Source organism: Streptomyces sp. BBFR51, from assembly GCF_044591655.1.
GTDB lineage: Bacteria > Actinomycetota > Actinomycetes > Streptomycetales > Streptomycetaceae > Streptomyces.
In genome coordinates, this window is sequence record NZ_CP172448.1 from 5,040,230 (window position 1) to 5,054,740 (window position 14,511).

The following is a 14,511-nucleotide window of genomic DNA, read 5'->3' on the forward strand; positions in this document are numbered from 1 at the left end:
GCGCAAGGGGTGGGCGGATGACGGGCACGAGGGCACGCCGTACGGTCGTCTCGATCGCGGTGTCGGCCGCGCTGGCGTGTGTCACCGCCTGCACCGCCTTCGGGGGATCCACCGACTCCGCCGATGCCACCCCGCCGTCCGCCTCCGCCCCACCGCGCCCGGCCACGCCGTCCTCCGGCGCGCCTGCCCTCACCGGCCCTTCGGCCGACTCCCTGCGGGCCGTGGAACGGGCCACCGGGCGGGCGGGTTCGGCGCGGGTGGAGTCCGCCACCGTGATGGGCGACGAGCTGTCCCTGGAGGCCACCGGCGCCCTCGGCTGGCGCGACGGTCTCACCGGCACCCTGACCATCACGTACACCGGCGGCACGACCGCCGAGACCATGCGTCGCCTGGGCACCGAGGCGATGGAGGCCCGGTATCTGTCCGACGCCTACTACGCCAGGATGGGCGACGAGTTCGCCGACCGGGTGGGCGGCCGGCACTGGATCAAGTACGTGTACGCCGACCTGGAGGACCTCGGCGGCGGCGCGGGCGCCGGGTTCGCCGACCAGATGCGCAACACCACGCCCCACCAGGCGGTGAAGCTGCTGCTGGGCTCCGACACCGTGCGCAAGGTGGGCCAGGAGACGACGCGCGGCCGGCGCACCACGCACTGGACGGGCAAGGTGGGCGGGGCCACCGCCCAGACGGTCGACATCTGGGTGGACGACCGGGACCTGCTGGTCAAGAAGGTCGAGCGAGGGCGGACGGAGACGGGGGAGCTGACCCAGACCGCCTACTACAGCGACTACGGAGTGGCCGTCTCCGCCAAGCGTCCGCCGGCCGCCGACACGGCGGACTTCAAGGAACTGCTGGCAGCACAGGGTCGTTGAAGAAGAAATCACAAGATCGTTCGAACCGATTCGGATACGCTCGCGTCCTTGTGATGAAGAGCTGCTGTGGAGCAGCGGTGCGTCTCCTGTGCGCCTTGAATCCCGTGGGGGGAATTCCATGAAGACTTCCGTACGCGTGCCCGTGGGCGCCGGACTGGCCGCCCTACTGCTCGCCGCCGGGGCGGTGGGCTGTTCCAGCGGGGACAAGGCAGACAAGGCAGACAGGGCAGACAAGGCGGAACAGTCCACGGACATGACCCCGGCCGCGGCCGTCGCCAAGGCGGCGAAGAACACGGAGGAGATCGACTCCTTCCGCTACCGCATGACCGGCAAGGTCCCCGAGGAGGGACGGGTCAAGGCCGAGGCCCAGATGCAGATCAAGCCCACGCTCGCGATGAGCATGAAGATGACGGCGCTCGACCAGGGGGCCGACGGGAGCGCGGAGATCCGGCTCGTCGACAACGCCATGTACATCGGCGGCGGCCCCGAGGCCGCCAAGGAGATGGACGGCAAGAGCTGGATCAAGTTCGACCTGTCCGCGATGGGCGCCGGCGACGAGCTGAACCAGCTGGGCGGCGCCTCCCAGGCCGACAAGAACCCGGCGACCGAGTCCACCTTCCTCACCGGGGCCAAGGACGTCGAGAAGGTCGGCACCGAGACCGTCGAGGGCGTGAAGACCACCCACTACAAGGGCACGGTCACCGTGGCCGACCTGGAGAAGTCCCTCGGCGACGAGGACAAGGCCACCCGGGACAAGCGCCAGAAGAGCCTCGAGCAGTACGAGAAGATGGGCGTCGACAAGCTCACGATGGACATGTGGATCGACGGCGACGACCAGACCAAGCAGTTCCGCATGCGCGGCGACGCCGACAAGGGCCCGCTGGACATGACCATCACCTTCCTCGGCGTCAACGAGCCCGTGAAGGTCACCGCCCCGCCGGCCAAGGACACCGCCGACCTGGCCGAGATGATGCAGGACGCCCAGCAGGGCTGAGGCAGCCGCGCACGGCCCGCCGCGCCCGCCGTTCCCGGCGCGTCGGGTCGCCGCAGGGGCGGATTTGCTTGACACTGCCCCGTTCGCGTACGCTTCCACCGAAGCCAAAGACCGCTGGTCGTTGCCGTGTGCTCGCGAGAGGACACGGTGGCCGAAGGATCCGCTGAACTGCGGACGACCCGCGCAGGTGACTGTGGATGAGCTCCCATCGGTCCGCGCCTCGTGCGTGTGACAAACGGTCGAGCCACGCCCCGTGCGCCTGCGCCGGGGCGTTTCGTTTTCCCCAGTCCTCCTTCGGGTCCGCGCGGTCCGAATCACCCGGAAGGAGGCCGAGGCTCTATGGCGACGCCCGACAAGGCTGCCGCGGTTGCCGAGCTGACGGACAAGTTCCGCAGCTCGAACGCCGCCGTGCTGACCGAGTACCGCGGTCTCACCGTGGCGCAGCTCAAGACGCTGCGCCGGTCGCTCGGTGAGAACGCCCAGTACGCCGTGGTGAAGAACACGCTGACCAAGATTGCGGCCAACGAGGCCGGGATCACGACGCTGGACGACCACTTCAATGGTCCGACGGCTGTCGCCTTCATCACCGGTGACCCGGTGGAGTCGGCGAAGGGTCTGCGCGACTTCGCCAAGGACAATCCGAATCTCGTCATCAAGGGCGGTGTCCTTGACGGCAAGGCGCTGTCCGCCGACGAGATCAAGAAGCTTGCGGACCTCGAGTCCCGCGAGGTTCTGCTCTCCAAGCTGGCGGGTGCCTTCAAGGGCAAGCAGTCTCAGGCTGCTCAGCTCTTCCAGGCGCTTCCCTCGAAGCTCGTCCGCACCGTGGACGCGCTCCGTGCCAAGCAGGACGAGCAGGGCGGTGCCGAGTAATTCGGCTCGCTTTCCGATCCTCGCCGCATGAACCGCATGAGGTGAGGGTCGACGCGGGCCCGACGTACGCCCGCCTCACCCCGTACATCCGGCACCTGCCGAATTAGTGGAAGGACCGCCATCATGGCGAAGCTCAGCCAGGACGACCTGCTCGCCCAGTTCGAGGAGATGACCCTCATCGAGCTCTCCGAGTTCGTGAAGGCCTTCGAGGAGAAGTTCGACGTCACCGCCGCCGCCGCGGTCGCCGCCGCCCCGGTCGGCCCGGCCGCCGCGGTCGAGGCCGAGGCCGAGCAGGACGAGTTCGACGTCATCCTCACCGGTGCCGGCGACAAGAAGATCCAGGTCATCAAGGTCGTGCGCGAGCTGACCTCCCTGGGTCTGAAGGAGGCCAAGGACCTCGTGGACGGCGCCCCGAAGCCCGTCCTCGAGAAGGTCGCCAAGGACGCCGCCGAGAAGGCCGCCGAGTCCCTCAAGGGCGCCGGCGCCTCGGTCGAGGTCAAGTAACACCGCACGGGCACCACGGACTCCAAGAGGGTCTGTAACGCTCAGGCACCGAAGAGCGATCATCCATCCGGGTGGTCGCTCTTCGGCGTATCCGGGGTCCGGCGGCGGCTGCCTTGCACGCGCGACGGCGAAGAGTAGGGTGATCTTCGTCGTGCCGTCGCCGAGGCCCTGAGAGCCTCCTGGCGACAACCGGTTTGGGCAAGGGGGGCCTTGACGAACCGCACGCAGCGCGCAATTCTCAGGGCGTCGTCACAAGGATCCGAATCCGAGGCATGGATCGACGGCGAAGAGGGCAGTATCTGGGTGCGTTGAGGGCGAGGCCTTGCCGCACAGGTGGTGAGAACAACGAGGAGCGAACACGGTCCCCGAGAACCGCACTGGACATCAGTGTGCCAAGTGGCTACACTGACCCTTTGCGCTGCCTGTTAGCTGCCCCCTGCCCGTCACCAGGGGTCTACCCTCGCCCGAGCACTGACGACCAGAGCATGTCTGACCTGGCTCTTTAGCCACATCAGGCACCCCCTGTCTTCGTGCACGGAAGAGGGGCCGGTACGCGCGTAGTGAGTCCGAGCCCTCGGAAGGACCCCCTCTTGGCCGCCTCGCGCAATGCCTCGACCGCGAATACGAACAACGCTGCCAGCACCGCCCCGCTGCGCATCTCCTTTGCAAAGATCAAGGAGCCCCTCGAGGTTCCGAACCTTCTCGCGCTGCAGACCGAGAGCTTCGACTGGCTGCTCGGCAACGACGCGTGGAAGGCTCGCGTCGAGTCGGCTCTGGAGTCCGGTCAGGACGTCCCCACCAAGTCCGGTCTGGAAGAGATCTTCGAGGAGATCTCGCCGATCGAGGACTTCTCCGGGTCGATGTCGCTGACGTTCCGCGACCACCGCTTCGAGCCCCCCAAGAACAGCATCGACGAGTGCAAGGACCGCGACTTCACGTACGCGGCCCCGCTCTTCGTCACCGCCGAGTTCACCAACAACGAGACCGGCGAGATCAAGTCCCAGACGGTCTTCATGGGCGACTTCCCGCTCATGACCAACAAGGGCACCTTCGTCATCAACGGCACCGAGCGTGTCGTCGTGTCGCAGCTGGTCCGTTCGCCGGGTGTCTACTTCGACTCCTCCATCGACAAGACGTCCGACAAGGACATCTTCTCCGCCAAGATCATCCCGTCCCGGGGTGCCTGGCTGGAGATGGAGATCGACAAGCGCGACATGGTCGGTGTGCGCATCGACCGCAAGCGCAAGCAGTCCGTGACCGTCCTGCTCAAGGCCCTCGGTTGGACGACCGAGCAGATCCTCGAGGAGTTCGGCGAGTACGAGTCCATGCGCGCCACCCTGGAGAAGGACCACACCCAGGGCCAGGACGACGCGCTGCTCGACATCTACCGCAAGCTGCGTCCGGGCGAGCCCCCCACGCGTGAGGCAGCGCAGACGCTGCTCGAGAACCTCTACTTCAACCCGAAGCGCTACGACCTCGCCAAGGTCGGCCGCTACAAGGTGAACAAGAAGCTCGGCGCCGAGGAGCCCCTGGACGCCGGCGTCCTCACCACCGACGACGTCATCGCCACCATCAAGTACCTGGTGAAGCTGCACGCCGGTGAGACCGAGACGGTCGGCGAGTCGGGCCGGGAGATCGTCGTCGAGACCGACGACATCGACCACTTCGGCAACCGCCGCATCCGCAACGTCGGCGAGCTCATCCAGAACCAGGTCCGTACGGGTCTCGCCCGTATGGAGCGCGTCGTGCGCGAGCGCATGACCACCCAGGACGTCGAGGCGATCACGCCGCAGACCCTGATCAACATCCGGCCGGTCGTCGCCTCCATCAAGGAGTTCTTCGGCACCAGCCAGCTGTCCCAGTTCATGGACCAGAACAACCCGCTGTCGGGTCTGACGCACAAGCGTCGCCTCAACGCGCTCGGCCCGGGTGGTCTCTCCCGTGAGCGGGCCGGCTTCGAGGTCCGTGACGTCCACCCGTCGCACTACGGCCGCATGTGCCCGATCGAGACGCCGGAAGGCCCGAACATCGGCCTGATCGGCTCGCTCGCCTCGTACGGCCGGATCAACCCGTTCGGCTTCATCGAGACCCCGTACCGCAAGGTCGTCGAGGGTCAGGTCACCGACGACGTCGACTACCTGACCGCCGACGAGGAGGACCGCTTCGTCATCGCGCAGGCCAACGCCACGCTCAACGACGACATGCGCTTCTCCGAGGCCCGCGTCCTGGTCCGCCGTCGTGGCGGAGAGGTCGACTACGTCCCCGGTGACGACGTCGACTACATGGACGTCTCGCCGCGCCAGATGGTGTCGGTCGCTACCGCGATGATCCCGTTCCTCGAGCACGACGACGCCAACCGTGCCCTCATGGGCGCGAACATGATGCGTCAGGCCGTGCCGCTCATCAAGAGCGAGTCCCCGCTCGTCGGCACCGGCATGGAGTACCGCTCCGCGGCCGACGCCGGTGACGTGGTCAAGGCCGAGAAGGCGGGTGTGGTCCAGGAGGTCTCCGCGGACTACATCACCACCACCAACGACGACGGCACGTACATCACGTACCGCCTGGCCAAGTTCTCCCGGTCCAACCAGGGCACCTCGGTCAACCAGAAGGTCATCGTCGCCGAGGGCGACCGGATCATCGAGGGCCAGGTCCTGGCCGACGGTCCGGCCACCGAGAACGGCGAGATGGCGCTCGGCAAGAACCTGCTGGTCGCGTTCATGCCGTGGGAGGGTCACAACTACGAGGACGCGATCATCCTGTCGCAGCGCCTCGTGCAGGACGACGTCCTCTCCTCGATCCACATCGAGGAGCACGAGGTCGACGCCCGTGACACCAAGCTCGGCCCCGAGGAGATCACCCGGGACATCCCGAACGTCTCCGAGGAGGTCCTCGCCGACCTCGACGAGCGCGGCATCATCCGCATCGGTGCCGAGGTCGTCGCCGGCGACATCCTCGTCGGCAAGGTCACGCCCAAGGGCGAGACCGAGCTGACGCCGGAGGAGCGCCTGCTCCGTGCGATCTTCGGTGAGAAGGCGCGCGAGGTGCGCGACACCTCGCTGAAGGTCCCGCACGGCGAGATCGGCAAGGTCATCGGCGTCCGCGTCTTCGACCGCGAGGAGGGCGACGAGCTTCCCCCCGGTGTGAACCAGCTGGTGCGCGTGTACGTGGCGCAGAAGCGCAAGATCACCGACGGTGACAAGCTCGCCGGCCGCCACGGCAACAAGGGCGTCATCTCCAAGATCAACCCGATCGAGGACATGCCGTTCCTGGAGGACGGCACGCCCGTCGACATCATCCTCAACCCGCTGGGTGTCCCGTCCCGAATGAACCCGGGACAGGTCCTGGAGATCCACCTCGGCTGGCTCGCCAGCCGCGGCTGGGACGTCTCCGGCCTCGCGGAGGAGTGGGCCGAGCGGCTCCAGGTCATCGGTGCCGACAAGGTCGAGCCCGGCACCAACGTCGCCACCCCGGTCTTCGACGGTGCGCGCGAGGACGAGCTGGCCGGCCTGCTCCAGCACACCATCCCGAACCGCGACGGCGAGCGCATGGTGCTCCCGTCCGGCAAGGCGAGGCTGTTCGACGGCCGCTCCGGCGAGCCGTTCCCGGAGCCGATCTCGGTCGGCTACATGTACATCCTCAAGCTCCACCACCTGGTCGACGACAAGCTGCACGCCCGCTCGACCGGCCCGTACTCGATGATCACCCAGCAGCCGCTGGGTGGTAAGGCCCAGTTCGGTGGCCAGCGCTTCGGTGAGATGGAGGTGTGGGCGCTGGAGGCTTACGGCGCCGCGTACGCCCTCCAGGAGCTGCTGACCATCAAGTCCGACGACGTGACCGGCCGCGTGAAGGTCTACGAGGCCATCGTCAAGGGCGAGAACATCCCTGAGCCCGGCATCCCCGAGTCCTTCAAGGTGCTCATCAAGGAGATGCAGTCCCTGTGCCTCAACGTGGAGGTGCTGTCCTCGGACGGCATGTCCATCGAGATGCGTGACACCGACGAGGACGTCTTCCGCGCAGCGGAGGAGCTCGGCATCGACCTGTCCCGGCGCGAGCCGAGCAGCGTCGAAGAGGTCTGACGGGAGTCAGGCGGGGCCTCCCACGCAGAGGCCCCGCCGATCCCGCGACCCCCGTTTCAGACCACAGACTTACAACCCTGAGAGGGATTGACGCATAGTGCTCGACGTCAACTTCTTCGACGAGCTCCGGATCGGTCTGGCCACCGCTGACGACATCCGTCAGTGGAGCCACGGCGAGGTCAAGAAGCCCGAGACGATCAACTACCGCACGCTCAAGCCCGAAAAGGACGGACTCTTCTGCGAGAAGATCTTCGGTCCGACCCGGGACTGGGAGTGCTACTGCGGCAAGTACAAGCGTGTCCGCTTCAAGGGCATCATCTGTGAGCGCTGCGGCGTCGAGGTCACTCGCGCCAAGGTGCGCCGTGAGCGGATGGGCCACATCGAGCTGGCCGCTCCCGTCACCCACATCTGGTACTTCAAGGGCGTCCCGTCGCGCCTCGGATACCTGCTGGACCTCGCCCCGAAGGACCTCGAGAAGGTCATCTACTTCGCGGCGTACATGATCACGTTCGTCGACGAGGAGCGCCGCACCCGCGACCTGCCCTCGCTGGAGGCCCACGTCTCCGTCGAGCGCCAGCAGGTCGAGCAGCGCCGCGACTCCGACCTGGAGGCCCGCGCCAAGAAGCTCGAGACCGACCTGGCCGAGCTCGAGGCCGAGGGTGCCAAGGCCGACGTGCGCCGCAAGGTGCGCGAGGGTGCCGAGCGTGAGATGAAGCAGCTGCGCGACCGTGCGCAGCGCGAGATCGACCGCCTCGACGAGGTGTGGAACCGGTTCAAGAACCTCAAGGTCCAGGACCTCGAGGGCGACGAGCTGCTCTACCGCGAGCTGCGCGACCGCTTCGGCACCTACTTCGACGGCTCGATGGGCGCCGCCGCGCTGCAGAAGCGCCTGGAGTCCTTCGACCTCGACGAGGAGGCCGAGCGCCTCCGCGAGATCATCCGTACCGGCAAGGGCCAGAAGAAGACCCGTGCGCTCAAGCGCCTCAAGGTCGTCTCCGCGTTCCTGCAGACCAGCAACAGCCCCAAGGGCATGGTGCTCGACTGCGTGCCGGTCATCCCGCCGGACCTGCGTCCGATGGTGCAGCTGGACGGTGGCCGCTTCGCGACCTCCGACCTGAACGACCTGTACCGCCGTGTCATCAACCGCAACAACCGCCTGAAGCGGCTTCTCGACCTCGGCGCGCCCGAGATCATCGTGAACAACGAGAAGCGCATGCTCCAGGAGGCCGTCGACGCGCTCTTCGACAACGGCCGTCGTGGCCGCCCGGTGACGGGCCCCGGCAACCGTCCGCTGAAGTCGCTGTCCGACATGCTCAAGGGCAAGCAGGGCCGCTTCCGTCAGAACCTGCTCGGCAAGCGAGTCGACTACTCGGCGCGTTCCGTCATCGTCGTCGGCCCGCAGCTGAAGCTGCACCAGTGCGGTCTGCCCAAGGCCATGGCGCTGGAGCTCTTCAAGCCGTTCGTGATGAAGCGCCTGGTCGACCTGAACCACGCGCAGAACATCAAGAGCGCCAAGCGCATGGTCGAGCGCGGCCGCACGGTCGTGTACGACGTGCTCGAAGAGGTCATCGCGGAGCACCCGGTTCTGCTGAACCGTGCGCCCACGCTGCACCGCCTCGGCATCCAGGCCTTCGAGCCGCAGCTGGTCGAGGGCAAGGCCATCCAGATCCACCCGCTCGTCTGCACCGCGTTCAACGCGGACTTCGACGGTGACCAGATGGCCGTGCACCTGCCGCTGTCCGCGGAGGCGCAGGCCGAGGCCCGCATCCTGATGCTGTCCTCGAACAACATCCTCAAGCCGGCCGACGGCCGTCCGGTGACGATGCCGACCCAGGACATGGTCCTCGGTCTGTTCTTCCTCACCACCGACTCCGAGGGGCGTGGCCCCAAGGGTGAGGGCCGTGCCTTCGGCTCCGCGGCCGAGGCGATCATGGCGTTCGACGCGGGAGACCTGACGCTTCAGGCGAAGGTCGACATCCGCTTCCCGGTGGGCACCATCCCGCCCCGCGGCTGGGAGCCCCCGGCCCGCGAGGAGGGTGAGCCGGAGTGGCAGCAGGGTGACACCTTCACCCTGAAGACCACGCTGGGCCGCGCGCTCTTCAACGAGCTGCTGCCCGAGGACTACCCCTTCGTCGACTACGAGGTCGGCAAGAAGCAGCTCTCCGAGATCGTCAACGACCTCGCCGAGCGCTACCCGAAGGTCATCGTGGCGGCGACGCTCGACAACCTGAAGGCGTCCGGCTTCTTCTGGGCCACCCGTTCCGGTGTCACCGTCGCCATCTCCGACATCGTCGTTCCCGACGCGAAGAAGGAGATCGTCAAGGGCTACGAGGCGCAGGACGAGAAGGTCCAGAAGCAGTACGAGCGCGGTCTGATCACCAAGGAAGAGCGCACGCAGGAGCTCATCGCGATCTGGACCAAGGCGACCAACGAGGTCGCCGAGGCGATGAACGCGAACTTCCCGAAGACCAACCCGGTCTCCATGATGGTGAACTCGGGTGCTCGCGGAAACATGATGCAGATGCGTCAGATCGCCGGTATGCGCGGTCTGGTGTCGAACGCCAAGAACGAGACGATTCCCCGTCCGATCAAGGCGTCGTTCCGTGAGGGCCTGTCCGTGCTGGAGTACTTCATCTCCACGCACGGTGCCCGTAAGGGTCTGGCGGACACCGCGCTGCGCACCGCCGACTCGGGTTACCTCACGCGTCGTCTGGTCGACGTCTCCCAGGACGTCATCATTCGCGAGGAGGACTGCGGCACCGAGCGCGGTCTCAAGCTGCCGATCGCCACGCGCGACGCGGACGGCACGCTGCGCAAGGCCGAGGACGTCGAGACCAGCGTGTACGCCCGCATGCTCGCCGAGGACGTCGTCATCGACGGCAAGGTGATCGCGCCGGCCAACGTCGACCTCGGTGACGTCCTGATCGACGCCCTGCTCGCCAACGGCGTCGAGGAGGTCAAGACCCGTTCGATCCTGACCTGCGAGTCCCAGGTCGGCACCTGCGCCATGTGCTACGGCCGCTCGCTGGCCACCGGCAAGCTGGTCGACATCGGTGAGGCGGTCGGCATCATCGCCGCCCAGTCCATCGGTGAGCCCGGTACCCAGCTGACGATGCGTACCTTCCACACCGGTGGTGTGGCCGGTGACGACATCACGCAGGGTCTGCCGCGTGTCGTCGAGCTCTTCGAGGCCCGTACCCCGAAGGGTGTCGCCCCGATCTCCGAGGCCTCCGGCCGCGTCCGGATCGAGGAGACCGAGAAGACCAAGAAGCTCGTCGTCACCCCGGACGACGGCAGCGACGAGACGGCGTTCCCGATCTCGAAGCGTGCCCGTCTCCTGGTCGGCGAGGGTGATCACGTCGAGGTGGGCCAGAAGCTCACCGTGGGTGCCACCAACCCGCACGACGTGCTGCGCATCCTGGGTCAGCGTGCCGTCCAGGTCCACCTGGTCGGCGAGGTCCAGAAGGTCTACAACTCGCAGGGCGTGTCGATCCACGACAAGCACATCGAGATCATCATCCGGCAGATGCTGCGCCGCGTGACGATCATCGAGTCCGGCGACGCCGAGCTGCTGCCCGGCGAGCTGGTCGAGCGCACGAAGTTCGAGACCGAGAACCGTCGTGTGGTCCAGGAGGGCGGTCACCCGGCCTCCGGTCGTCCGCAGCTGATGGGTATCACCAAGGCCTCGCTGGCGACGGAATCCTGGCTGTCGGCCGCCTCCTTCCAGGAGACGACCCGAGTCCTGACGGACGCGGCGATCAACGCCAAGTCCGACAGCCTCATCGGCCTCAAGGAGAACGTCATCATCGGTAAGCTCATCCCGGCCGGTACGGGCCTGTCCCGCTACCGCAACATCCGGGTGGAGCCGACCGAGGAGGCCAAGGCCGCGATGTACTCGGCCGTCGGCTACGACGACATCGACTACTCGCCGTTCGGCACCGGCTCCGGCCAGGCCGTTCCGCTGGAGGACTACGACTACGGTCCGTACAACCAGTAAGCGGGCAGGTTGAACGAAGGGCGGTCACCCCGTGGGGTGGCCGCCCTTCGGCGTGCACGGGCGTGGGGCAGAATCACGTGCGTCGTTCGAACCGCGCACCATCCGCCCTCCGACCTTGGGAGTTGTCCGTGCTCGCGATAGGAATTTTCCTCGTCGTCATGGTGTGCGGCACGTCGCTGGTGCTGTGCACCAACCTGTACGCCCTGCGGAAGGCGAGGCGCCTGGAGTCCGCGGGCGCCCGCGTCGAGGGCGAGTGCGTCAGCCACTACTGGCCGAGCGGCGGCTACGTGGGCGCCGTCTGTACGTACTCCACGGGGGCCGGTCAGGAGCTCACGGTCCGCTCGTCGAGGTACTCCGTCGCCCCGGTGGAGGTGGGGGACGTGGTGGAGGTCGTCCACGAGCCGGGGCGGCCGGAGCGCGCGATGCTGCTGTTCGAGGCGACCCGGCGGGTGGGGTACGACACGGCCCTGACGGCCGTCATGGGCGCGATGTGGGCGGCGGCGGTGACGGGGCTGCTCTTCACGCTGTGACGGCGCCGCCGCACCGCACGGTGGCTACGGCACGCCCAGTTCGAAGATGACGTAGTGCGCGTACCAGCCGGAGGCGATCGACGCCGTGGTGAAGAAGACCACCAGGCCCGGCAGCTTCAGGCGGCTCAGGGCCGCGGCCGGGGCGAGGAGGAGGGGGAAGGCGGGCAGCAGGTAGCGCATGGTGTTGCCGAACATCTGCTGGGTGCCGAGGACCGTGATGACGGTGGCCAGGGTGTAGGCGACGAGCACCAGCGGGGGCTTCTTGCGCAGCATCAGGGCGATGAGGAAGGGCAGCGCCAGGACCAGCTGGAGGGAGAGCAGGTCCGGGGTGGAGAAGGCGAAGTGGTAGTCGCCGTGGCCCACCGCGAGGTTGCGCAGCACGTCCCAGGTGTAGGCGCCGTAGTCGAAGAAGTGCGCCCAGCCCTCGCGCTGGAGCGTGAAGTACGCCGTGGCCTCGCCGGTGCTGTAGCCGACCCAGGCGATGTAGGAGAGCAGGCCGAGCGGTGCGACGAGCATCGCGTACACCGGGCCGCGTACGCCGTGCTCGCGCCGGGACTCGGGGCGGGCGAGGGTCACCAGGGCCGCGAGGCCCACGGCGCCTATGAGCACGGCCGAGGTGGGGCGGTTCAGGCCGGCGACGAAGGCGAGCAGGCCGGCCGCCACCCAGCGCCGGGTCATCACGGCGTAGCAGGCCCAGGCGGCGATGGCGACGAACAGGGACTCGGAGTACACCGCCCACTCGACGCCCGCGCCGGGGGCCACCGCCCACAGCCCGGCCGCGATGGTGCCCGCCCGTGCTCCCGCGACCAGCGAGATCACGGCGTAGATCCCGGCCGCGGCGACGAACGACGACACGACGGAGACCAGGATGCCGGAGCCGTACAGGCCGAGGCCGGTGGACTCCGAGACCATGCGGATCAGGGCCGGGTAGAGCGGGAAGAACGCGACCGAGTTCTGCTGGACCGTGAACAGGCCGTCCGAGTCGAGGTGGACCAGGGAGGGGCTGTAGCCGTGTTCGGCGACCTGGAGGTACCACCAGCCGTCCCAGGTGGCCAGGACGTCCCACCAGTGGGCGCCGCCGCCGAAGCGCGGGTTCTTCCCCCGGAAGTCCCCGGCGTACGTCAGCAGGGAGGCGAAGACACCGAGGCCGACGAGCTTGGTGACGCCGTAGAGGAGCAGCGGGGCCAGGTAGGGCCGGGTGCCTGCCGGCAGGGCCGGGGGCCAGGTCCGCCAGGAGCGCTCCCGGCCGTCGTCGGAGCCTCGTCGTGCGGCGTCGGCCGACCCGTCGGTCATCGTGTCGTCGGCAGCCGTGTCCATGGCTGTCATCCCCCTCGGGCCACCCTCAACCGTCCATTGCTGCCATAAGATCGCACAAGAGTCGCACATCTGTACTCAAGGTCATGGAGAGGGGAGGCGCGGTGCCCGAGGAACGGGACGCGGAGCGGCGAGAACCGGTCGTACTGTCGGTCGTCATTCCGATGTTCAACGAGGAAGAGGTCCTGCCCGCGCTGGTCAGCAGGCTGCGTCCGGTTCTGACGGAGCTGGGCGTCCCCCACGAGGTCGTCGCGGTGGACGACGGCAGCGGCGACCGTACCGCGGAGCTGCTCGCCGCCTTCCGGCTGGGCTGGCCGGAGCTGCGCGTGGTCGCGCTGCGGCGCAATTCCGGCCATCAGGCGGCCCTCACGGCGGGTCTCGAGCGGGCGCGCGGCGCGTACGTGGTGAGTCTGGACGCCGATCTGCAGGACCCGCCGGAGAAGATTCCCGACATGCTGGCGCTGGCCCGCGCGCAGGGGCTCGACATCGTCTACGGCGTGCGCGCCGACCGCAGCAGCGACTCCGGGTTCAAGCGGTGGTCGGCGGGCGTCTACTACCGCCTCATACGACGCCTGGCGGGCCCCTCGGTCCCCGCGCAGGCGGGCGACTTCCGACTGCTCAGCCGGGCCGCCGTGGATGCCCTGAAGGCCCTGCCGGACCAGCAGCGCGTGTACCGCCTGCTGGTGCCGTGGCTGGGCTTTCCGAGCGGGCAGGTGACGTACGAGCGCGCTCCGCGCACGGCGGGGCGTACGAAGTATCCGCTGGGCCGGATGATCCGCCTCGCGGTCGACAGCGTCACCGGTTTCTCCGCGGCCCCGCTGCGCATCGCCACCTGGCTGGGCGCCGGCGCCTTCGTGGTCTGCCTGGGGCTGCTGGTCTACACGCTGACCGCCTTCGCGCTGGGCCGCACGGTCCCCGGCTGGACCTCGCTCTTCACGGGCCTGGTCTTCATCGGCGCGGTGCAGCTGATCTGCGTCGGGCTGCTGGGTGAGTACGTCGGGCGCATATACACGGCGGTGCAGAACCGGCCGACGTACTTCGTCCGCCACGACACGGCGGCGGACGCACCGGGCACCGGACCGGCCGGCGGCGAGCCCGCCGCACACCCCGACGAGCCGCGCGTCCCCCTGCCGCGGGCCTGAGACCCCGCCGCCGAACCGGACGAAGCGGCAGCAAACGGGCGCGGACCGCGGTCTCACCCATTTGTTTTGACCGCAGCGAATGCGATAGGTACGCTCAGACCTTGTGCCTGGGGTGTGCCCTGGCCCTCGTGCGTGCCTACAACCGCACCGGGGCCGTGACCGGCCACCGCAAATCGCGCCTCTTTCCGCCTCGCGGCCGGAGTCCGCGGCTT

9 protein-coding genes are annotated in these 14,511 nt (G+C 68.0%); 8 read left to right on the forward strand and 1 reads right to left on the reverse strand.

The window, feature by feature from the left end; all coding sequences use genetic code 11:
- Nucleotides 1-17: 17 nt before the first annotated feature.
- The 7 genes from ACGH7X_RS23130 (at nucleotide 18) to ACGH7X_RS23160 (ending at nucleotide 11,843) form a co-directional block, all read left to right on the forward strand.
- On the forward strand, nucleotides 18-872 hold the full coding sequence (locus tag ACGH7X_RS23130; RefSeq protein ID WP_399887511.1) for a hypothetical protein: 855 nt from the start codon (nucleotides 18-20) through the stop codon (nucleotides 870-872).
- 118 nt (nucleotides 873-990) lie between these two features.
- A complete protein-coding gene (locus tag ACGH7X_RS23135) occupies nucleotides 991-1,866 on the forward strand; it encodes a DUF1396 domain-containing protein (RefSeq protein WP_399887513.1) in 876 nt (291 codons plus the stop codon).
- A 339-nt stretch (nucleotides 1,867-2,205) separates the two neighbouring features.
- Nucleotides 2,206-2,736 (forward strand): 50S ribosomal protein L10, encoded by a 531-nt coding sequence (gene rplJ, locus ACGH7X_RS23140; RefSeq protein ID WP_399887515.1) that lies wholly within the window; start codon nucleotides 2,206-2,208, stop codon nucleotides 2,734-2,736.
- 123 nt (nucleotides 2,737-2,859) lie between these two features.
- Nucleotides 2,860-3,240, forward strand: a complete 381-nt coding sequence (gene rplL, locus ACGH7X_RS23145) for a 50S ribosomal protein L7/L12 (RefSeq protein ID WP_399887517.1) — start codon at nucleotides 2,860-2,862, stop codon at nucleotides 3,238-3,240.
- Between the two features lie 590 nt (nucleotides 3,241-3,830).
- Complete coding sequence (gene rpoB, locus ACGH7X_RS23150) at nucleotides 3,831-7,316, forward strand: DNA-directed RNA polymerase subunit beta (RefSeq protein ID WP_399887519.1); 3,486 nt, start codon at nucleotides 3,831-3,833, stop codon at nucleotides 7,314-7,316.
- Between the two features lie 97 nt (nucleotides 7,317-7,413).
- Nucleotides 7,414-11,313 (forward strand): DNA-directed RNA polymerase subunit beta', encoded by a 3,900-nt coding sequence (locus tag ACGH7X_RS23155; protein ID WP_399887521.1) that lies wholly within the window; start codon nucleotides 7,414-7,416, stop codon nucleotides 11,311-11,313.
- A 128-nt stretch (nucleotides 11,314-11,441) separates the two neighbouring features.
- The gene (locus tag ACGH7X_RS23160; protein WP_399887523.1) at nucleotides 11,442-11,843 is read left to right on the forward strand and encodes a DUF3592 domain-containing protein; all 402 of its coding nucleotides are present in this window, start codon (nucleotides 11,442-11,444) and stop codon (nucleotides 11,841-11,843) included.
- Nucleotides 11,844-11,867: 24 nt separating this feature from the next.
- Here ACGH7X_RS23160 and ACGH7X_RS23165 read toward each other — a convergent pair whose 3' ends face one another.
- Nucleotides 11,868-13,160 (reverse strand): hypothetical protein, encoded by a 1,293-nt coding sequence (locus ACGH7X_RS23165; protein ID WP_399897276.1) that lies wholly within the window; start codon nucleotides 13,158-13,160, stop codon nucleotides 11,868-11,870.
- Between the two features lie 83 nt (nucleotides 13,161-13,243).
- Here ACGH7X_RS23165 and ACGH7X_RS23170 point away from each other — a divergent pair, with 83 nt between their 5' ends.
- On the forward strand, nucleotides 13,244-14,299 hold the full coding sequence (locus tag ACGH7X_RS23170; RefSeq protein ID WP_399887525.1) for a glycosyltransferase family 2 protein: 1,056 nt from the start codon (nucleotides 13,244-13,246) through the stop codon (nucleotides 14,297-14,299).
- Nucleotides 14,300-14,511 lie beyond the last annotated feature (212 nt).